This window comes from Blastocatellia bacterium (assembly GCA_016713405.1).
GTDB lineage: Bacteria > Acidobacteriota > Blastocatellia > Chloracidobacteriales > JADJPF01 > JADJPF01.
The window spans coordinates 88,530-109,276 of the sequence record JADJPF010000003.1; the positions used below are offsets into that span (position 1 = coordinate 88,530).

Annotated in this window: 21 protein-coding genes, 1 tRNA gene and 1 pseudogene; 19 read left to right on the forward strand and 4 right to left on the reverse strand. The window is 36.0% G+C overall.

Annotated elements, in window-relative coordinates:
• The first annotated feature begins 2 nt into the window (after nt 1–2).
• From IPK14_03670 to IPK14_03715, 10 genes are all read left to right on the forward strand, one after another.
• Nucleotides 3–356 (forward strand): hypothetical protein, encoded by a 354-nt coding sequence (locus IPK14_03670; GenBank protein ID MBK7992526.1) that lies wholly within the window; start codon nt 3–5, stop codon nt 354–356.
• Between the two features lie 50 nt (nt 357–406).
• On the forward strand, nt 407–1,015 hold the full coding sequence (locus IPK14_03675; protein ID MBK7992527.1) for a hypothetical protein: 609 nt from the start codon (nt 407–409) through the stop codon (nt 1,013–1,015).
• 136 nt (nt 1,016–1,151) lie between these two features.
• The gene (locus tag IPK14_03680) at nt 1,152–1,994 is read left to right on the forward strand and encodes a DUF817 domain-containing protein (GenBank protein MBK7992528.1); all 843 of its coding nucleotides are present in this window, start codon (nt 1,152–1,154) and stop codon (nt 1,992–1,994) included.
• Between the two features lie 103 nt (nt 1,995–2,097).
• Nucleotides 2,098–3,612: an ankyrin repeat domain-containing protein gene (locus IPK14_03685; protein ID MBK7992529.1), complete on the forward strand. Its 1,515-nt coding sequence runs from the start codon at nt 2,098–2,100 to the stop codon at nt 3,610–3,612.
• A gap of 122 nt (nt 3,613–3,734) precedes the next feature.
• Nucleotides 3,735–3,818 (forward strand) — tRNA-OTHER (locus IPK14_03690).
• Nucleotides 3,819–4,060: 242 nt separating this feature from the next.
• The gene (locus IPK14_03695; GenBank protein ID MBK7992530.1) at nt 4,061–4,405 is read left to right on the forward strand and encodes a hypothetical protein; all 345 of its coding nucleotides are present in this window, start codon (nt 4,061–4,063) and stop codon (nt 4,403–4,405) included.
• Nucleotides 4,406–4,423: 18 nt separating this feature from the next.
• Entirely contained in the window at nt 4,424–5,977 is a 1,554-nt protein-coding gene (locus tag IPK14_03700) for a hypothetical protein (protein MBK7992531.1), read from the forward strand.
• 11 nt (nt 5,978–5,988) lie between these two features.
• The gene (locus IPK14_03705; GenBank protein MBK7992532.1) at nt 5,989–6,381 is read left to right on the forward strand and encodes a hypothetical protein; all 393 of its coding nucleotides are present in this window, start codon (nt 5,989–5,991) and stop codon (nt 6,379–6,381) included.
• The gene (locus IPK14_03710) at nt 6,347–7,366 is read left to right on the forward strand and encodes an SDR family oxidoreductase (GenBank protein MBK7992533.1); all 1,020 of its coding nucleotides are present in this window, start codon (nt 6,347–6,349) and stop codon (nt 7,364–7,366) included. Before IPK14_03705 ends, IPK14_03710 begins: the two co-directional genes overlap by 35 nt.
• Nucleotides 7,367–7,498: 132 nt before the next feature.
• Complete coding sequence (locus IPK14_03715; protein MBK7992534.1) at nt 7,499–9,100, forward strand: ankyrin repeat domain-containing protein; 1,602 nt, start codon at nt 7,499–7,501, stop codon at nt 9,098–9,100.
• Here the strand turns inward: IPK14_03715 and IPK14_03720 are convergent.
• Nucleotides 9,093–9,863, reverse strand: coding sequence for a hypothetical protein (locus IPK14_03720; GenBank protein ID MBK7992535.1), 771 nt, complete (start codon nt 9,861–9,863; stop codon nt 9,093–9,095). The genes IPK14_03715 and IPK14_03720 overlap by 8 nt on opposite strands.
• Before the next feature lie 261 nt (nt 9,864–10,124).
• On the opposite strand from IPK14_03720, the gene uvrA reads away from it, so the two are divergent.
• Nucleotides 10,125–13,040, forward strand: coding sequence for an excinuclease ABC subunit UvrA (uvrA, locus tag IPK14_03725; protein ID MBK7992536.1), 2,916 nt, complete (start codon nt 10,125–10,127; stop codon nt 13,038–13,040).
• A 4-nt stretch (nt 13,041–13,044) separates the two neighbouring features.
• Here uvrA and pabB read toward each other — a convergent pair whose 3' ends face one another.
• Nucleotides 13,045–14,466, reverse strand: coding sequence for an aminodeoxychorismate synthase component I (gene pabB, locus IPK14_03730; GenBank protein ID MBK7992537.1), 1,422 nt, complete (start codon nt 14,464–14,466; stop codon nt 13,045–13,047).
• A 5-nt stretch (nt 14,467–14,471) separates the two neighbouring features.
• Nucleotides 14,472–15,440 carry a P1 family peptidase gene (locus tag IPK14_03735; protein MBK7992538.1) on the reverse strand — a complete coding sequence of 323 codons (969 nt, stop codon included), beginning with the start codon at nt 15,438–15,440 and terminating at the stop codon, nt 14,472–14,474.
• A 136-nt stretch (nt 15,441–15,576) separates the two neighbouring features.
• Here IPK14_03735 and IPK14_03740 point away from each other — a divergent pair, with 136 nt between their 5' ends.
• From IPK14_03740 to IPK14_03775, 8 genes and pseudogenes are all read left to right on the forward strand, one after another.
• Nucleotides 15,577–16,341 (forward strand): hypothetical protein, encoded by a 765-nt coding sequence (locus IPK14_03740; GenBank protein MBK7992539.1) that lies wholly within the window; start codon nt 15,577–15,579, stop codon nt 16,339–16,341.
• 308 nt (nt 16,342–16,649) lie between these two features.
• Nucleotides 16,650–16,847: a hypothetical protein gene (locus IPK14_03745; GenBank protein ID MBK7992540.1), complete on the forward strand. Its 198-nt coding sequence runs from the start codon at nt 16,650–16,652 to the stop codon at nt 16,845–16,847.
• A gap of 210 nt (nt 16,848–17,057) precedes the next feature.
• On the forward strand, nt 17,058–17,339 hold the full coding sequence (locus IPK14_03750; GenBank protein MBK7992541.1) for a LysM peptidoglycan-binding domain-containing protein: 282 nt from the start codon (nt 17,058–17,060) through the stop codon (nt 17,337–17,339).
• Nucleotides 17,333–17,509 (forward strand): annotated as a pseudogene (locus IPK14_03755) (peptidoglycan-binding protein). The gene IPK14_03750 and the pseudogene IPK14_03755 overlap by 7 nt, the downstream one beginning before the upstream one ends.
• A 144-nt stretch (nt 17,510–17,653) precedes the next feature.
• Nucleotides 17,654–18,001, forward strand: a complete 348-nt coding sequence (locus tag IPK14_03760) for a hypothetical protein (protein MBK7992542.1) — start codon at nt 17,654–17,656, stop codon at nt 17,999–18,001.
• 254 nt (nt 18,002–18,255) lie between these two features.
• Nucleotides 18,256–18,594: a hypothetical protein gene (locus IPK14_03765; protein ID MBK7992543.1), complete on the forward strand. Its 339-nt coding sequence runs from the start codon at nt 18,256–18,258 to the stop codon at nt 18,592–18,594.
• Nucleotides 18,527–18,946: a sulfite exporter TauE/SafE family protein gene (locus IPK14_03770; GenBank protein MBK7992544.1), complete on the forward strand. Its 420-nt coding sequence runs from the start codon at nt 18,527–18,529 to the stop codon at nt 18,944–18,946. Before IPK14_03765 ends, IPK14_03770 begins: the two co-directional genes overlap by 68 nt.
• A gap of 171 nt (nt 18,947–19,117) precedes the next feature.
• On the forward strand, nt 19,118–19,450 hold the full coding sequence (locus IPK14_03775; GenBank protein ID MBK7992545.1) for a nuclear transport factor 2 family protein: 333 nt from the start codon (nt 19,118–19,120) through the stop codon (nt 19,448–19,450).
• Here IPK14_03775 and IPK14_03780 read toward each other — a convergent pair.
• On the reverse strand, nt 19,364–20,716 hold the full coding sequence (locus tag IPK14_03780) for a CoA transferase (GenBank protein ID MBK7992546.1): 1,353 nt from the start codon (nt 20,714–20,716) through the stop codon (nt 19,364–19,366). The two genes, IPK14_03775 and IPK14_03780, sit on opposite strands and share 87 nt — an antisense overlap.
• Between the last annotated feature and the right edge of the window lie 31 nt (nt 20,717–20,747).

A 20,747-nucleotide genomic window follows, 5' to 3' on the forward strand; every position in this document is an offset into this window, starting at 1 on the left:
TTATGAGTAATTGTACTAAGTGTCAGTTTGATTTAGAAGTTGGCAGTAATTTCTGTCGAAAATGTGGCACACAACAAGTAGAAACTAAAAACTCCGATCTTGAAGTAGAAACTAAAAAGTTTAGCACCGAAGAATTAGGAGCTAAACCTACAGCTATGGCCGATTACACAACAACAAAAATGGACACCCGGCAAATAGCTCTTACACCTCCTGCTCAACCTCCCGTTGCAGCAACTACACCTATGACAGAAATAATTCAACAAAAAAACCTACTTCATTTTTACTTAATTGAATTATTTTTTTTCTTATTGGTGCAATTTCGGCTGGAATTGGATTTAGTGCTATTACTTATATAAGAGAAGAAAAAGCCTTAAAAAACAAGACTAAAAAGCCAATTACAAAACCTGTGGCTAAAGTTTTGATATCTCCTACACCTACACCAGATAAAGAAGAAGACACTAGCGAAGTTGAAATTAATGAAGTCGAACAAATAGACGAAACTGACGAAATTAATAATTCTGAAGGTGAAACACCTACTCCAAAACCAGTTGAAAAAGAAGCAAAACCTCAACCACTTCCTACATCTCCCGCTAAAATTTCTCCTCCCGTTCCTATAGAAAAAGAGGTTGAAAAGCCAAAAAATACGCCTAAACCAGAGCCTAAAAAGCCAGATTTAGAAAATGAGCAAGTTTCTGATGGTGTATTAAGTGTAAGATTTCGCTTAGTAGGTAAGGCAATTGTAAGAATGAGAGGTTCGGATATATCTGTTATCCCCTTAGAAAATAGCTCTGTAATGGATGTAAACAGAAGAGTTGCTAATCCATTGCCTTTTAAGAAATCTTTAATCTCTGTGCGTCAAAGAACGTCTGATTCTGCACTAGTTAGGGTTTTAGAAAAACCTTCTCGCCGTAATAATTTTGCTGCTACCTTTACAGTGGAAAGCACTGCCTCAAATCCTGATCAAGCTATATCAATTGATTTAGCAATTCGTTGGCAAACTCAAGATTCTAAATAATCTCTCTTACAATAAATTTAGCTAAATATTTTACTTAGTAATAAATAAAATGCAAAATTTTATCATTTGACTAATAAAGCACTTTGTATTATAAAGTGAATATAAATAAAACATTAACAGTTTTTAAGGATCTTTAATGCTTCAAACAGTTGATAGTTTTTTACTAGAAACAAAGGCAAGCCCAAACTTAAAAGGGTTGTATAGATTTTTGTTAGAGTTTTTTTTCTTTGGCTTAAAACAAGCTAGAGCTTGTTTATTTGCTGGATTGTTCTTTCTTGGAGTCTTCCTTATACCTCGTTCTGGATTGTTTGGAATACCTCGCTATGATGTTTTGTTGATTGTCGCTCTATTAATTCAAGTTTTTATGATAAAGCTAAAACTTGAAACATTGGACGAAGTTAAAGCTATAACTTTATTTCACATTGTAGGTTTTGTCCTCGAAGTATTTAAAACATCAAGTAGTATAGCTTCTTGGAGTTACCCTGATGAAGGATATACAAAAGTTTTTGGTGTCCCAATTTTTTCTGGCTTTATGTATGCGGCTGTAGGTAGTTACATTATCCAAGCATGGAGACTTTTTGATCTTAGAATAAAGCATCATCCTCCATACTGGATGGCTATGATTGCGGCTTTGTTAATTTATGCTAATTTCTTTGCACATCACTTCATAGGTGATTATCGATGGTATATAGCAGCTACTTTACTTGGACTTTATGCAAGATCTTACGTAATCTATAAGCCATATGATCAAGATAGAACTATGCCTTTACTGTTATCCTTTTTGTTGATTGGCTTTTTTCTATGGTTTGCAGAAAACATTAGCACTTTTTTTGGCATATGGTGTTATCCAAATCAAGTAATTAATTGGTCATCTGTTCACATTGGAAAATGGAGTTCTTGGTCTTTGTTAGTAGTTATGACCTTTACAATTGTAGTTAGTCTTAAGCATGTAAAAGCTACAATTTATGTTCCAGAATAAGTTTTTATTTTTTATTATAAAAATTTCTGCAAGAAACTTGGCTTAAAACATTCTCAATAACAAATCAACAAAAATTAAATAAATACAATATTTTGAGGTTGTTATGAGAATATTAAAAAGCCTAGTTTTAAGTATTTGCCTAATTTTAGCTCTAGCTAATATTAATACTAATGTAGCTTTAGCCCGCCAAGAACAAAAACAAACAGAAAAAAAACTGACACCAAAAGAGCTTAATGATGGACTTTTGAAAGCCACCAAACAAGGGGATTTAGCAAAAGTTTCAAAGCTATTATCTCAAGGTGCAGATGTTAATTTTCGAGATGAAACCACTTGGGCAGCAATAACAATTGCCACAGCATTAAATCATAAAGATATAGTTGCTAGCCTAATTAAAGCTGGGGCAAACGTTGACATTTTAAGTGAAGAAAGCTTTGCTTTTACCCCATTAAAGATGGCTGTTTTTATGGGACACAAAGATATAGTGCAAATGTTAGTTAACGCTGGAGCAAATGTTAATGCAACAAATAATAGAGAAGGCGAAAAAGCAGCCTTAACACCTCTGTTTTTTCTAATAGCAAGTGACTGCAATCAAGATACTTATACAGATATTCTTAAAATATTGCTTAAAGCTGGAGCAAATCCTAATCCAGCTAAAGGTGAATATAACGAAAGCTTTATAACACCTTTAATGGTTGCTACTTCTTTAGGAAATATTGAAGCTGTCAAACTATTAATAGAATATGGTGCAGATGTTAATTATAAGACAAAAGAAGGATTAGCAGCTTGTTCTGTTGCAGAAATGAGAAGCCAACAAGAAATGATAGACTTGCTTAAATCTGTTGGGGCAAAGTGCGAAACTAATAAATCTAAGAAAAACAAAAATATAGATAAGCCAGAACTAGCTATAATGCAATATGTTGGTGATGTGTGTTTTATTCCTAATTTTGGCCCTATCAAACAAACTGATAAACCGCTTGATTTAATTTCTAAATGTGAAGGAAAAAAAATTACTGATATAAACATTCAAGATGAAAATGGTTACACTCTTTTGATGAGTGCGCTTATAACAAGTGAACCTAGCGAAGAATATATAAAATATTTAGTTAAATCAGGAATCAATTTAGAGCTAAAAAATAATGATGGAGAAACTGCATTTTTAGTAGCAGCAGGCAACAACAAATATAGTCTTACTACAACTAAAACTCTTTTGACGGCTGGAGCAAATCTTAACGCTAGAAATAGCAATGGACAAACAGTTTTGATGGCTTATGTGATGGGTTGTCAAGGTCATGAAAGCCCTTTTATAACTTATAAATCTCTTTATGATTGTAGTGAGATTATAAAACTTTTAATTGCTACTGGTGCTGATGTTAATGCTCAAGATAAAGATGGAAAAACAGCTTTGATGTATGCTTTTGAGCTAGAAAGTGAGTCAAACGTTTTCTTTTTAACAAAAACTCTTTTAGATGCTGGCGCAGACCCTAATATTAAAGACAATGACGGCGTTTCTTTAACAGATGTTTTAGCAGGAAAAATTTATCTGAGTTTCGCGAGTTTGAAGAAAAAAATAACTAATCTGTTACTTCCATTTACTCCAACTACAAAACAAAGTGTATAATTAGCTAGATTTTTTGCCTAAAATTACTTGTAGCTCATCGGTAGAGTACCTTGGCAGCCACAGTCAAAGAGGGGTAAATGGTTCAATTCCATTCAGGTTTTTAGGCCAAAGTTTCGCCCCAAAAACTTGTAGCTCACCGGTAGAGCGCAGGATCAGCCATTAAACCTGCCATTAAGAGGAAGATGGTTCAATTCCATCCAGGGTTTGGGGCATTAAAGTTATTACAAATATTTACCTAAAACTTGTAGCTCACCCGTAGAGCGTCTTGGCCCTCAAGCTAAAGAAAGGAAGATGGTTCAATTCCATCCAGGTTTTAGGATAAATAGCCCAGAAAACTTGTAGCTCACCCGTAGAGCGTCTTGGTCTCCAAAACCAAATGAGGAAAATGGTTCAATTCCATTCAGGTTTCTGGGTTTTATAAAATAAAACTGTTTTGTGGGAAAACTTTATGTCAGAAAAGAAAAAACTACTCTATAGGCAAGGCGATGTTCTAATTCAAGAATGTGATGAACTCCCTGAAAAAGAAGATATAAAACGAAAAAAAGGCCGCATTTTAGTTTATGGTGAAACTAGCGGTCATACTCACAGCCTAGCAGACCACCGAACAGGACGTATTTTTGAAAGTTTGTTCTCTTCAGAAAAAGAAGTAGGCACGCTTTATTTAGAAGTTTTTGAAAAAGCAGAAATTATTCATCCTGAACACGCTACAATTGCTCTAACTTCTGGCATATATCGAATTTGGCGACAACGTGAGTATGATTTACGCGGCTCATTTAGAATGGTTATTGATTAACAAGGATTTGGTTTTCTCATGTCGTTTTTGCTTAACTCAAAAGGTGTACAAAAATCTGTTGAAAGTTCACAATTTTATGACTCATGGATTGAGCTTGTTAAGCTTTTAGCTACTGGAAAAGCTCCTCAAGATCTTAAAATTCAAGGCTCGCTTTCTTTAGCACAATTAAGGCTTCGCTCTTTGCCAGGAAATTTAACTGTAAAAGGTGATTTAGATCTACGCCAATGTCAAAGGCTTTCTCGAATTGGAAAAAACTTAAAAGTAGAAGGCAATTTGTTTATTGGAGGTCGTTTAAGCATCACTCCCCAACATCAACGAAAGCTAGTTAAAACTTCTGCAAAAACTGATTTTTTAGCAAAATTAAGTAAAGATGGAAAAATCCCTTTGGCCTATTTACCAGATAATTTGGAGGTAAAAGGAGATTTAGTTATCCGAAGTGCTGCTAATTTACGCTCTTTTCCAAGTAAATTAGTTCTAGGTGGAAGCCTTTTACTACACGGTTGCGAAAAGTTGGAAAAACTTCCTGATAAACTTCATGTTAATGAAGATTTAATTTTAATTTCTTGTCCAAAACTACATAAACTACCTGATGATCTAAAAGCTAAACGATTATTTTTAATAGGTTGTGGAGTTGAATCACTTCCCTATAAAATGGACATTAAAGAGCTAATTCATCTAGAAAGCTGTCCAAATTTAACTTCTTTAGCACCTAGTTTACTTTGTCTAGAAACGGCCTCTTTAGAGCAACTTACAATAATTAATTGTCCACTAAAAAATCTACCTTATTATGTAAATACCAGCAAAGTAATAAAAATTAATAGAGTCCCTATTAATTTAATGAAAGACAGTTTGTTAGAATCTAATTCTATTAGAATAACAAACTGTAAAAATTTAGAAAAAATAGAATCATTGCTAGCACCAAACTTTTCTTTAAGCTTTTGTGATTGCGTAAAGCTTGAGTCTTTTTCTGATCCTTCATATTCCATAGCCCAACTTGATTTAACAAATTGTGAGTTTTTGCAAGCTCTACCTAATAAACTTAGTTTTTTTGTGACTGAGGAAGATAAATTAACTTTAACAAATTGTTTTAAGTTGCTGCATTTACCTGATTCTATGAAATTTATAGGCCGTTTAGAAGTTTCAGGATGTTCAATAAAATCTTTGCCTAAAACAATGCAAAATTGTCGTGTATCTTGGCGCGGTCATTGGATTACATCAGACATTATTTTTGCTCCAGAAACATTAACTTCCGATAGAATTTTGACTGAATCAAATGCAGAAATTCGCCGACTTATGCTAGAAAGAGTTGGAATTGAGCGTGTACTTTCAAAAGCAAATGCCTCAACCATTGATTCAGATAAAGACGCTGGCGGAAAACGTTCATTAATTCAAGTTCGCGTTAGAACAAATTGGAGTGAACAACTTGTTAGGTATTTGCGTTGCTCTTGTCCTTCAACGGCACGTGAATATCTTCTACCTGTTCCACCTAACATTAACTCTTGCAAGGCTGCTGCGGCTTGGCTAGCGGGTTTTAACAAAGTAGAGGACTACCAACCTATTTTAGAAACTTAAAAAAATTAACTATGCAAAAAGCTGATTGGGACACTTGTTTAGAAGTTTTAACCAGGGTTATTGATGATCCTAGTTGTGCTTTAGATTTAGAAAAAATTGAGCGACTAGCTACAAATCTTTATAAAAAAGCTCGTAAACGTAACCGCAAAGAAGCTGCGTCAAATTTAACTGAAGAAGAACAAGCTTTGCGTCAAGAACGCTCAAAACAAGATCGCCAAGAAAACTACATTGCAGACCAAAAAATTATTGCTAGCACTTCTATTGCTCGTGTTCATAAAGGTGAAAAAATAGAAGAACAAAATACAGAGCTTAAAACTACTAGTGTTAAAGGTGGCTCAAAGTCTTGTTACTGCTGCGGTAAAGCTTATCGTGAAATACATTTTTTTACCAAAGCTTTGTTTTGATTGTGCAGAGTTTAATTATAAAAAACGTAATCAAAAAATTGACCTAACAGGTTATTACAGCTTAGTAACAGGCGGACGTATTAAAATTGGTTTTCAAACAGCATTAAAATTGCTGCGTGATAATGCTACTGTGATGGTGACAACTCGCTTTGCTCAAGATGCTTTGGAACGTTTTAGCAAAGAGCCTGACTTTAAGATTTGGCAAGATCGTCTTTTTATTCAACCGCTAGATTTTCGTGATTTGCACTCGCTATTAAGTTTTATAAACTATTTAGAAATCCATTGGCCTGCACTTGATATTTTAGTTAATAATGCAGCACAAACGGTTTCACACGAAGCAGAATTTTATAAATTAGAAACTGAAAAAGAATTAAAAATTCTTTCTAGCTCTCAAAAACAATTTAGCTCAATACAGTCTTTAGCCGAGTCTAAACAAACTTTGAACTTGGTGCAAAATTTAATTTTAGATTTAGATCGTCATGGACAACCTATAGATAAACGTGAAAAAAATAGTTGGACGCTAAAATTGCATGAAGTGGAGGTGCGAGAACTACTAGAAGTTTTGTTAATCAACACTGCTGCACCTTGTATTTTAACTGCAAAACTGAAACCTTTATTTCTTAAATCAAAAAATAAAAATCGCTTTGTAGTTAATGTATGTGGTTTAGATGCACAATTTAACCGTATAAATAAAACCTCTCAACATCCGCATGTCAATATGAGTAAAGCAGCACTCAATATGATGACTCGAACTTCTGCAAGCGACTATGCAGAAGATAATATTTTTATGAATAGCGTTGATACAGGTTGGATTACTCATGAAGGAAGTTATTCAAAACGCGAACAAATGCGCTTAAAAGGTTTTGTCCCTCCGCTTGATGAAGTTGATGGTGCAGCACGAATTTATGACCCTATAGTTAGCGCAATCAAACACCAAGTAACTTTTGGCAAATTATTTAGAAATTATTTGCCTGTAGATTGGTAATTTTAAGCTTTTGCACTTTTGTTAATTGAAAACTACTAAATAACAATTCCGTAAAATAAATATTTTATTAAACGGCTGCAACCTAGCATTCTAAAAAAATATCTATAGATAATAACGCTGTGGGAGCTAGTTATGAAAAAATCTTGGGCAAATTATTTTATCCTACTTAGTTTTCTGCTTCTAATTTCAACCAACATTAGCACTTCCTCAACTTATGCTAAAGAAGTTTTCCAAGAACAAAATGAAAATCCAGAACAAGTTGAACCTGTTCAAGAAACTGAAGAAATTCAAGCAATTGAAGAAGTTGAGCAAGTAGAAGAAGTTCAACAAGAAACTACAGAAGAAACTAAAACCATAGAAGAAACTGAAGAAGAAAAAGCACAAAAAAAGCAACAAGAACTTGATGAGGCACTTGTTAAAGCTGTAGGTAGAGCAAATGTAGACAAAGCATTAGAACTTATTGCTAAAGGTGCAAACATAAACAGTGAATATTATTATTTTCCACCTCTAATAAGAGCTTCTGCACTTGGTCATAAAGAAATGGTTGCAGCTTTAATCTCAGTTGGTGCAGATGTTAATCTAGTTTCTGAATATTCCAACCCTCTAAGCATAGCTATAAAAATGGGACACGTGGAAATTGTGCAAATGTTGATTAATGCTGGAGCAAAAGTTGATGCTGTCTATGGCGAAGAAGCAAACTTAATAGTAGAACCAGCAATAATGTTACTTTCTCAAATAGAAAAACCTTCTAACACTTTTACCAACACTTACAACAGTATACTAATAACATTACTTGCTGCTGGTGCAAATCCTAATATTAAAATTGATCAAACATTTCATAATGAAGAAACCTTTATGACTCCTTTAATGACTGCTGTTTGTTTAGGTAATTTGGAAGCAGCTAGTTTATTAATAGCCTGTGGTGCAGATGTTAACGCTAAAACAAATAAAGGGGTAACTGCTTATATTTGTGCTATAAAAACTAACCAACAAGATATGATAGAACTTCTTAAAGAATCTGGAGCAAAGTTTAAAAAAACCTCTAAAAAAACAAAGTATCCAGATATTCCAATAACAGAATATGCTGGAAAAGTGGCGTTTATTCCTGGCTTTGGCCCAACTATATCTAGTGATGATCCCCTTAAAATAATCTCAGAATGTGAAGGAAAAGAAATTACTGATATCAATGCTAAAAATGAATATGGCGAAACTATTTTGATGGGATTTCTAAGATATGGCTCTCATAGTGATGAGTATATAAAATTTTTGGTTCAGTCGGGAGCTAATCTAAATTTAGAAAATAACGAAGGCGAAAACGCTTTGTTTATGGCAAGTGGGTCAGGTATGTATTGCATTTCTTCGCTTGAAACCCTCTTAAGAGCAGGTGCAAATGTTAATATACAAGACAAAGATGGTAAAACACCTTTAATGAGGTACATTAGCGCAAATAAAGGTTGTAGCTGTTCTGCTCACTATGCTTATAAGGATTTTATCTCTTGTAGTGAGATTATAAAACTTTTGATTTTGGCTGGTGCAGATATCAATATTCAGGATAAAGATGGAAAAACAGCCCTTATGTATGCTTATGAAAAAGACTCAAACTACGATTTTTTTTCCTTAACCAAAACTTTACTTGAATTGGGTGCAGACCAAACTATTAAAGATAAAGACGACATTTCTTTTTTGGATATGTTAGAAGGAAAAAAAGCCAATAAGGAAGAAGATACTAAATAAGCACTATAAGAAAAGCTAAAGCAAAACATATTACATATAAAAATATATTAGCTAAACCTACATAATAACCCGCTTGAGCAACAGGTTTTCCTGCTATTGGTGCAAGCCCTCTTTCAATTGCTACTAGTTCTTGATGACTTAAAACAACTCCTACAATAGCCGTTATTATTGGACAAAAGGCAAAAGATAAAACACTAAAAATTAAGCCCCAAATAGCACGTTTGCTAGCATTTGTTGGCGGTGTAAATGGTGCTGGCATTGGTTGACCTGGTGCGTAAGCATTAGGTTGAAAACCTTGCATATAAGGTTGTAAAAACTGTCCTGGTTTATAACTTCCTGTATCTTTAGTCATTTCAACACTTGGATAAACATACTTAGGTCGCTCAATAGAGTCTCCATTCCAACCAGGTGGAGAAGGTTTTTCAGCTAAAACTGGTGGGGTTACTTCTTGTTTTGGTAAAGGTTGTAGCTGATAGTTTTGTTGTGGCGGTGCCGGCAATGGAGGTAATGGAGGCAATGGAGATAATGGAATTGCTGGCATTTGTGGTATTTGCGGAGATTGTCCAACAACGGGCCAATTATTTTTCTCTTGAGAATTTAATCTTAGCTGCCCAGATGGGCCAGATTTTAATTGTCCAGATGGGCCAGATCGACTTGTTGGGGTAAAAAGCTCAGGATTATTAGTAACAGGCAATGGGGCATTACACTTTATGCAAATGCGTGTGACAGGTGCTTGTTGAGTGCCACATTTTGAACAAAACATTGCTAAGTTACTCTTTCTAATAAGCAAATTAATTAGGGTTAATTTCTTATAAATAAAATTCCTTTTACCAAGTTTATTTGATCAGCATTATTCTGACAATGAAAAATTTGCAAGTTTTAGCCTTTAGCTTTTGTTAGCTATTTATTGTCCAAATTTTTAATTTGCAAACACGCTGGTTGTTAGTGCTTGCCACCTGTTTTTCGCCTCAGTTAAAATGAAAGTTTTGCAATAGGCAAAATTTTTATTCTGTAAGGATTCCTTGTGTTAGAAAAAATAATAGTTCGCGGCGCACGGCAACATAACTTAAAAAATATTAGTGTAGAGATTCCTCGTAATAAATTAACTGTAATCACAGGTTTAAGCGGTTCTGGCAAATCCTCCCTAGCTTTTGACACTATTTATGCTGAAGGTCAACGTCGTTATGTTGATTCACTTTCGGCTTATGCCCGTCAGTTTTTAGAGCAACTAGAAAAGCCTGATGTTGATAGCATAGAGGGTCTTAGCCCAGCTATTTCTATTGAGCAAAAAACTACTAGTCGTAGTCCTCGTTCTACTGTAGGAACTGTAACAGAAATCTATGATTATCTACGCTTGCTATTTTCTTCCATTGGTCAACCTGCTTGTTATCAATGTGGTCAGCAAATTACTCGGCAATCTGTAGAGCAAATAATTGCTAGCTTGCTAGAACTGCCTGAAGGCGAGCGAGTAATGATTTTGGCCCCAATTGTTCGCGGTCGCAAAGGTGAATTTAAGAAAGAAATCGAAAAATTGCTTAAAGACGGATTCTTACGCGCTCGTATTGATGGGGAAATGCGCTCATTAGACGACGATATCCGTTTAGATAAACGCCGCAATCACACTATTGAAGTTGTAGTAGATCGTTTAATGATTAAATCTGGAATACAAAAACGATTAGCTGATTCTGTTACTTTAGCAGCAAAATTAACTGATGGGATTGTGCTTGTTTCTATTGTTGATGGCACAGAAAAACTTTACTCGGAAAAAATGACTTGTGTAAATTGTGGTTTAAGTTTACCCACTTTTGAGCCTCGATCTTTTTCTTTTAATAGCCCCTATGGTGCTTGTCGAACTTGTAACGGAATTGGTATTCAAATGCAAGTTAATCCCTTACGCTTAGTAGTGGATGACTCTAAACCTTTATCAGAACTAGACTTTGTTCCAGATGATGAGCAAACAAATAGCCAACTAAAAGAAGCTTTAATTGCAATAGCAGAAAAATTTGATATTACCAAAGACAAAACTTTTGCTGACCTGCCAGAAAAAGCCAAAGAAGCCTTTCTGTCTGGAACAAAAGACAAATTAACATTTGAATATAGCGGCTATGAATATAGTGCTGCTTGGGGTGGGGCTGTTAGTTTGCTAAAACGTCGCTATGAGGATGCTAAAACGGATAAAACCAGAACAGCCCTAGAAGGACTAATTTTTCCTAGCCCTTGTGCAGCTTGTGAAGGTAAACGCCTTCGTCCAGAATCTTTAGCTGTAAGAGTTGCTAATTTTACAATTTCTGATTATGTAGAAATGCCAATATCAGAAGCAGTAACAGCTTTTGAGGAAATTAAGCTAACTAAACGAGAAGAAAAAATAGCCGGGCCAATACTTAAAGAAATTCAAAACCGACTTCAATTTTTAAGACGTGTTGGACTAGGCTATTTATCTTTAGATCGTGCTGCAACAACGCTTTCAGGTGGCGAAGGTCAACGAATCCGCCTAGCAACTCAAATAGGATCACAACTAAGAGGCGTGCTTTACGTTTTAGATGAGCCTAGTATTGGTCTTCATCCCCGCGACAATCAGCAACTACTTGAAACTTTGTTTCGCTTGCGTGACCTTGGCAATACGGTTTTAGTTGTAGAACACGATGAAGAAACTATTCGCCGTGCAGATCATGTTGTAGACCTTGGCCCAGGTGCTGGTACACATGGCGGAACTATTGTTGCGTCTGGTAGCCCTAAAACTTTATCCCAAGAAAACGACTCTTTAACTGGAAAATATATTTCTGGAAAATTAAAAATCCCTGTACCAAAACAACGTCGTCTGCCTAATGGAAAAAGCTTACGTATTTTAGGAGCATCAGCTAATAACTTAAAAAAATTAGACGTAAATTTCCCTCTAGGGTTATTTACTGTTGTTACTGGGGTTTCTGGTTCTGGTAAATCTACTTTAGTTGGCGATATTCTTTATCGTGGCCTAGCACGTAATTTATATAAAAGTTTGGCTGAACCTGGCGAACATATTTCTATGGAAGGAATTGATCATATTGATAAAGTTATAGAAATTGATCAATCCCCAATTGGGCGAACACCCCGTTCAAATCCTGCAACTTATACAGGTCTTTTTACTCCTATTCGGGAGTTTTACGCTTCACTCCCTGAATCTAAAGAACGAGGCTATAAAGCAGGACGTTTTTCTTTTAATGTCAAGGGCGGACGTTGTGAAACTTGCCAAGGTGATGGATTAAAATGTATTGAAATGAATTTCTTGCCAGATGTCTATGTGCTTTGTGATGTTTGCCAAGGTGCGCGTTATAACCGAGAAACTTTAGCTGTGCGTTATAAAGGGCTTTCCATTGCTGAAATGCTAGACAAAACGGTTGAAGAAGCCTTGGAAATTCTATCTACCATTCCCCAAATTAAGCAAAAATTACAAACACTTTTTGAAGTTGGCTTAGGTTATATTAAGCTAGGTCAATCAGCTACTACACTTTCCGGTGGTGAAGCACAAAGAATTAAGCTAGCTAAAGAATTAAGTCGGCGTGCAACTGGTCGGACAGTTTATATTTTAGACGAACCTACTACAGGGCTACATTTTGAAGATGTACGTAAACTTTTGGATGTATTACAACGATTAGTAGAACTGGGTAACACAGTAATTATAATTGAACACCATTTAGACATAATCAAAACGGCAGATTGGGTTATAGATTTAGGGCCGGAAGGCGGCTCACAAGGTGGAAGAATTGTCGCCGAAGGTGCGCCAGAAGATATTGCCCGCGTCCGACGTTCTTTTACAGGGCAGGCATTAAAAACCTTACCAGAATTTGCCCACATAACTAGCGGAACTGGGAGTTACAAAAAGCTTTCTGGGGCTTATACAGCTTACAATACCAATAATAGTAATAGTGGTAATAGCGGTAGTAATAATGGCAATGTTTTGTAAATTGTTAGACTTTCAGCCCAATAGCTTGAAACATTGCTTCAGCTTTTATTAATGATTCTTGGTATTCTGCCAGCGGGTCAGAATCAGCAACAATTCCACCTCCAACATTAAAATAGCCGCAATTATTTTGTATAAATAGAGTGCGAATAGCTACGCTTAAATCTAAATCCCCATCATAGCCAACCCAACCTATTGCACCCATCGACAAACCCCGTTTTAATGGCTCTATTTTAGATAAAATCTCCATCGCTCTGATTTTTGGCGCACCTGTAATTGAACCACAGGGAAAAGTTGCTCTTAATATCTCACTAAACTTTGTGTTTTCTTTTATTTGCCCACTAACTTTAGAAACTAAATGAAATACTGTTGGTAAGGCTTGAAGCGATAAAACATTGCTCGCATCAATCGTTCCTAGCTCTGAAATTCTGCCCAAATCATTACGTAGCAAATCAACAATCATAATATTTTCTGCAATGTCTTTTTCACTGCTTTGTAATTCTGCTGCTAATTCTTTATCCGACGCAAAATCTTTGCCTCGTGGACGAGTTCCTTTAATTGGGTAAGCAGCAATATTTTTTCCTTGACGATGAAGAAATCTTTCTGGCGAAGCACTGACTACGGCCCAATCAGGAGTTTTTAGATAAGCACTAAAAGGGACAGGAAAATATTTTCTTAGGCGAAGAAAAATTTCTTGTGCTGTTAAGTTTTCTAATTCAATTTGAAACTGTTGAGTTAAGTTAGCCTGGTAAATATCTCCTTCGGCAATATAGTTTTTTATTTTCTCAACTGCTTGTAAATAAGCGGTTTTGTTAAAAGTTGAGTGATATCTTAATTTTTTAAGCTCAATATTTAAGTTAGAAAAATTGACTGCAAAGCTACTAGTAAAGCGTTCTAGTTGTTTTTGAGCCGCTTGCAGTCTTGTTTGGCACTGCTCAGGACTTTGACCATAGATAATTAAAGTAGCTTCATTAGTCAAATAGTCATAAACAATTAAAGTTGTATAAAAGCATAAAAAAATATCTGGTAAATAATGGCTAGATGTTGGCATAGTCGGCAATTTTTCAAAATATTGATTTAGCTCATAAGAAAAAAAGCCCATGGCCCCGCTGTTAGCTAACGGAAGATCAACGTTTATAAGTTCTTTGGGTCGTCGCTCATCAAGCATTTCATCCAACACATCTAAAGCATTACCATTAATTATATTTTCGCCACTTCGAGAAAATAAGTAAGCTTGTTGGTTGGTAATTTGCAAACAACTTTCAGGATTATAGCCAGCAATTAGAAAACGGCCTGAGTAAAGCCCATAATCTTGGTATTTACAGCTATCTAAGATAGTTGGATAGAAGGTATCAGGAAGTTTAAGGATAAAAGCTAGAATTTGCTCAGCGGTTAAATTTAGCCGACAATGGGCAACACTTGCAGCCATAATTTTTATATTCTTATTAAATCTCTTGCAGCGGGAATTGATTCATAAGGTTCAGCCGTTTGAACAGCATTAAGTACAGCATTTGCAACTACATCAGCCGCTAAAGATCCCAAAGTAAGTAAATCTACAGCATGAGAATAATCACTTGTTGAGAGAGCAAAAATTGTGTCTCCATCAAAAGGCGTATGAACTGGGTTAATTGTACGTGCTAGCCCAGCATGTGCCATTTCTGCCAGTTTTGTAGCATCCGTTTTAGTTAAACGAGCATTGGTAGCAACTACACCAAGTGTAGTATTTTGTCCAGCAAAAATATTTGGTCGTTTTCCATCTCTAATAGCCGACATAATATCCATTAAAGTATCTCGGCTGTCAGAAAGTGCGCCCGCTACACGCCAGCCTGTTTCTGGATCAATGATATCACCTGCTGCATTTACTACAACCAAAGCTGCTACTACTAAATTACCTAATTTAATGCTAGCTGTACCTAATCCACCACGTGTAGCACGGTCAAATCCAAACACTTTTCCTACTGTAGCACCAGCACCAGCACCAACATTGCCAGTAGCAAAAGGCCCTCTTGCAGCTAATTTTGCTGCCTCATAACCATCTGAAGCCGTAGGATAAATAGGACTATCGCCTAAGTTAAGATCAAAAATTACTGCTGCTGGTACAATTGGCACTTTTGCAACTTTGACATCAAAACCAATATTTTTTTCTGCTAAAAATTGCATTACTCCTGTTGCAGAATCTAGCCCAAAAGCACTTCCGCCGCTAAGCGTAATGGCATGAACCATTTGAATTGTGCTAGTTGGTTTAAGAAGGTCGGTTTCCCTTGTTCCAGGCGCACCACCCCTAACATCTACCCCAGCAATAGCACCTCTTTCTACTAATATTGCTGTGCAACCTGTAGGCCGTAGCAGACTAGTAAAATGCCCTACTTTAATTCCTGTAATGTCAGTAAGATAGCCACCCATAGCGACAATTTACCATTGACTTAAGCAGAAAAGAAGAAGATTTTACGACATATTTTATTTACATTTCTTTGTTAGGCTGTTAAAACTTTTGTCAACATTAAAATTCAAACCTTAAAAATAAAATTTAATAATATTTATGACAGAAAAATTATTTCCTTTAGCTAATAGCATTTGGCCCAGAAGCGGCGGCGATCAGGGTAATCGCGCCCATGTCAATGTTGCAGGCCCTAGTTTAGGCAAAATTGTTAAAAAAATTGCTCTACCCTATGATGGTGTTTCTATTAATAACCTAATCCGTGGTGTAGTAGTTGCCCAAGATGGAACTTTAAGAACTATAAATAACGGTTCTCTCACAGCTTTAACCCTAGAGGGTGAAATTCTTTGGTCTGTTGCCCTAGCCCAATACAATGAAGTTGCAGATCATGATGATGATGATGATGACTACGATGACGATGATGACGATGATGATGACTACGATGATGATGATGACGATGATGATGATGATGATGACGATGATGACGACGACTATGAAGAACAAGACTTTGAAGACGCCTATGTCTCCAAAATACTAAGAAAACATACCAATGATGATGACTTAATAGATGATAGATATGTTTTTCATTCAATCCCAATTGCGTTAGCTAATGGTTGTACACTGGTTGTTTTACGCAATGCAATGGTAATGTTTGACCAAAAAGGTCAACTAGTTTATCAAATAGATATGCCTGGGCTATCGCCTGATGATTCTGGACTCTCACCTAATATTACTTACTCTGATGAGTTAATTTTAACATCTACACAAGGCGCAGCTTATCTTTTTGGCTTTGAAACTGTCCAAGAATTAGGTGTATTTGGTTATGATATCCGACCTGTAGCAATGTTTGATGACAATACTTTTTAATTTCTGGTTATTCTCAACTAGGAATTTGCCGAGTCACATTAGAAGGCCAAATAATTTGGGATACAGGATTAAAAGATGCTGACTTACTACCTGTAGTCAATTCGCGTCAATTTTCTGCCCTAGGTTCATTTAACGAAGAATTTTCCGCAATTTATACTCCTAGAGGTGAACTTTATGGCCGCTATAACCGTCCAGCAATTTTTGCAGAATATCTAAATGGTGAATGGATAGCATTTTCTGAAAGCCATATTGCACGGCTTCAATCTAATGGCAAAGTTATTTGGGAACATGAGATTGATGCTGTTGGAATGCTACTTCGTCATCAACCAATTGTTGATAAAGATGGAATAATCTACTTAGTGGACAATGAGTTTTTAATGTCTTTTAACTCTGAAGGAAAACGCTTACTTAAACTAAAAGTTGGTGGAAGCGTAGGCCCATTAAGCTTTGTTAAAGAAGGAATGATTGGCTACGTTAAAGATGATAAATTGATACTACTTGAATAGTCACCAGCCCTTAAGGACTGGCCTATTACCACAAGGCCCTCTGGGGCTTAAAGAAATTTAAACCGTAGCGGCATTTGGTAATAGACTAGTCTGATGGGCTTGTCTGATGGGCCTGTCTTAACACAACTTTAATTAGTTGCTACCCGATAAGATGTGCAAATCTAAAATATTATTTAATATCATTTGCTATTTTGTAGAAGGGGGCAAGTTATGATTAAAGGTGTTGGTAGTGATGGTATAAAATCTACTTCCAGTTCAAATAATTCTTACACAATTAAGCCAGGAGACACTATGTCTGACATAGCCAAACGTCAAGGTGTCGGACTAAACGACTTAATAAAAGCTAATCCACAGATAAAAAACCCTAATTTAATTTATGCAGGACAAGAATTAAACATGCCTTCTGCAAGCTCTCGTGGAAGTTTTGACGGCTTAAGAGTAGCAAAGCCTCTAGCCCTGATGAGCGTCCGCCAGAAGTTTCTGGACTATTAAAAGAAGGTAGCCGAGGGCCTGCTGTAACCCAACTTCAAGAAGCCTTAAAAGATAAAGGTTTTAACCCTGGCCAAGTAGACGGTGTTTTTGGGCCACGAACAGAAGCAGCCTTAAAATCCTTCCAACAAAGCCGAGGCATTACAGCAGATGGTATTTATGGCCCTCAAAGCCGTGCAGCTTTCTCTCGTGGGCCAGTTAATCAAGATGATGTTCGCGGTAATAACAGACCCAACAGACCAGATAATAGCCCTAACGCACCTGCTAGCAATGGTAATGGCAGAGTTTCTTATAACGGCAAAGAAGTTTCTGATCCAGTGCTACGCAACAAGTTAGAACAGGTAGCAGACTTTTTTGGAAAAAATATTTCTGTTACTAGCGGAGATCGTGACTTTGTACCCAAAGGCGGTAGCCGTACTAGCTTACACTTAGCACACCGAGCAGTAGATTTACATGTCAATGGCGTATCTGACGCAGAAGTTTTTTCTCGATTAAAATCTAGTGGTATCTTAAATGGTGGTTATGAAGTAATTTGGCATGGTTCAAATACTGCAACAGGTGGCCCACATATTCATATTGGCCGTTATGATGGTGGACGTGCAAGCCAATTTAAGGTTGAAGGCGTTCCAGGACGTGCTGCACCAGGGCAATATAGAGTAGTTTAATTAATAAATAAAGGTCTTCTAAGAGTGACCTTTATTTACGCCAATAAGTAACACAAAATTTATTTTCGTAACACAAAAACTAGTTTATAATTGCGTTGCTCAAAAACTACTAAATAAACTCAAAAATTTACAAACAAAGAACTAAAGCCACTGAAGCGTTCGATGGCGGCAGAAACTTAGCTAAAAACTAATTGCCGTAGGCGGTTTAAGTGGTTTTTTAGCTTTAAAACTTATAAACAAGAAGGAGCATTAGATTGAAAGAAACATTTTCTTTAGCTTTAGGATTAGGGTTGTTACTAGGACTAAAACACGCCATAGAAGCAGATCACGTAATTGCAGTAACAACAATTGTAAGCCAACAAGGTTCTGTACTGCGTTCAGGACTAGTTGGAATGCTTTGGGGGATTGGACATACAATTTCATTATTTATTGCTGGAATATTTGTAATTTTTTTACAAGTAGCTATTCCAGAAGGAGTTGCTACAATACTTGAATTTTCAGTAGCGTTAATGATTATTTTCCTTGGTGGACGTATTCTCTATTATTTATTACGTAATCGTAAAAAAGGTTCATTCACACCAACATTCCCATGAGAATACAATTAATAATAAAGTAGACAATGGAAAAAGTTTCTTTGCAAATCTTAGTTTTCAGCCCTTAATTGTTGGAATGGTGCATGGTTTAGCAGGTTCAGCCGCTTTAACACTTCTAGTGCTTACAGAAGTAATGCGTGGAGACAAGCAATTATTAGGTTTAATTTACTTATTGGTTTTTGGTATTGGCTCAATTGGTGGAATGCTTTTAATCAGTGTTTTTATTAGCTTACCGTTTGTTTTTACTTCCACAAAGCTTGAAAATATTCATATTCCAATAAAATTTTTTGCTAGTGTTGCAAGTATTATTTTTGGATTTTATTACGCATGGGAAGTCCTCACTGGAGCATAATAATTATGGGTAATTTACAAATAGCAATACTTATTATTAACTTGTTAAGTTTACAGCCACTTATGCAAAATAATTTGATTAATAATAACTTACTTTTCCATTAAAAATCAAGTTCTACACTATCAAGAAACAACTAACAAAGTTAAAAATGAGATTTTAGCTTTTCGAGAAATGGTTAAAGAAGTCATTCGCAGAAAAGATAAAGCAAAGCTAGATGAAATTTATAGAGAAGACTTTAATCATATCCACGCTTCTGGCAAAACAGACAGTAAAACAGCTAGAATCAAGAGCTTACTAAAAGGTGAAATAACCATAGAATCATCTCCAGAAACAGAATTAACCATTCGCACTTATAACACTAATGCTGCTTTGGTGACAGGTATTAGCAAAATCTTCAGTAAAGAAAAAAAAGCTACTTTAACTTACCGATGGACAACACTTTATATTAAAGATTCTGATAAATGGTCTATTGCAGCAAGCCAAGCAACACAAATAGTTAAATAGGCCATTCTTAAAAGTGACCCTTATTCTTAAACCCTTCCAAAAAATTTCATTACACCAAAAGCAATTTTTCAAACAATCCTTTTTCTCTTTAGTAATACCATCTCGTTTTAAGCGTTTTAGCTCTTCTGGAGTATATCCAGCAATATTAACTAAAATATCTTCGGTATGTTCGCCTAATTTTGGAGGAGGAAGCTTCATTCTAACGGGTGTATCAGAAAACTTAAACGGCGAGCCAACTTGTTTTAGTGGCCCTTCAACAGGATGATCTAGCTCAAAAATCATAGCTCTATGAGATGATTGAGGATTGGAAAGCGCGTCTGCCATATTATGAACAGGTTCACAGCAAACGTCTTTATTTTCTAAAAACTTTAGCCATTCATCACGAGTACGACTTAAAAATATGCTTCGTACTTCTGTATAAAGCCTTTCTTTGTCTTTACCTTCAGCAAATTGTCTATCAATAAAATCCTTACGTCCAATAGCTTCACAGAAATTTTTCCAGAATTTTGGCTCTAACGCACCTAGGGAAAGGAATTTCCCGTCTTTAGTTTTATAAACATTATAAAAAGGATAATGTCCTGTTAGCTGGGAATGTGTTCCAACTTCAACTTCTTTACCTGCAAAAAAGTTTGCAGCCATAACGGGTAACATAGAAAGTGCTGCATCCATCATAGCAATATCAATATATTGGCCTTTGCCAGTTTTTTCTCGTGAAAGCAGTGCTGCTAGTATTGATACAGCAGCCATAAGCCCCCCGCCTAAGTCCCCAATTTGCACAGATGGAATTATTGGAACACCTTTAGCGTCAACAGTTAAGCCTAAAACTCCACCAATAGCAATATAGTTAATGTCATGACCAGAACGCTGCGACATTGGCCCACTTTGCCCATAACCAGTAATTGAACAATAAACAATTTTAGGGTTTATTTGACTAACTTCTTTGTAGCCAATGCCTAAACGATCCACAACGCCTGGACGAAAGCCTTCTAAAACAACATCTGATTTAGCAACCAGTTTCATAAAAGCATCTACGCCGCGAGGCTCTTTTAGGTTGAGTGTCACGCTTTTTTTATTGCGATTAACTGTTAAAAATAATGCGCCTTCTTCTTTTAAGCGTGGAGGTACTAAACGAGCAGGATCACCATAATTTGGTTCTTCAATTTTTAAGATTTCCGCTCCCATATCGCCTAATAACATACTGCAATAAGGGCCTGGCAAGAGCCGAGATAAATCTAATACACGTATTCCTTCTAGTGGTGCAGCCATTAAATATTCCCCTTAGATTATTTTATGGATT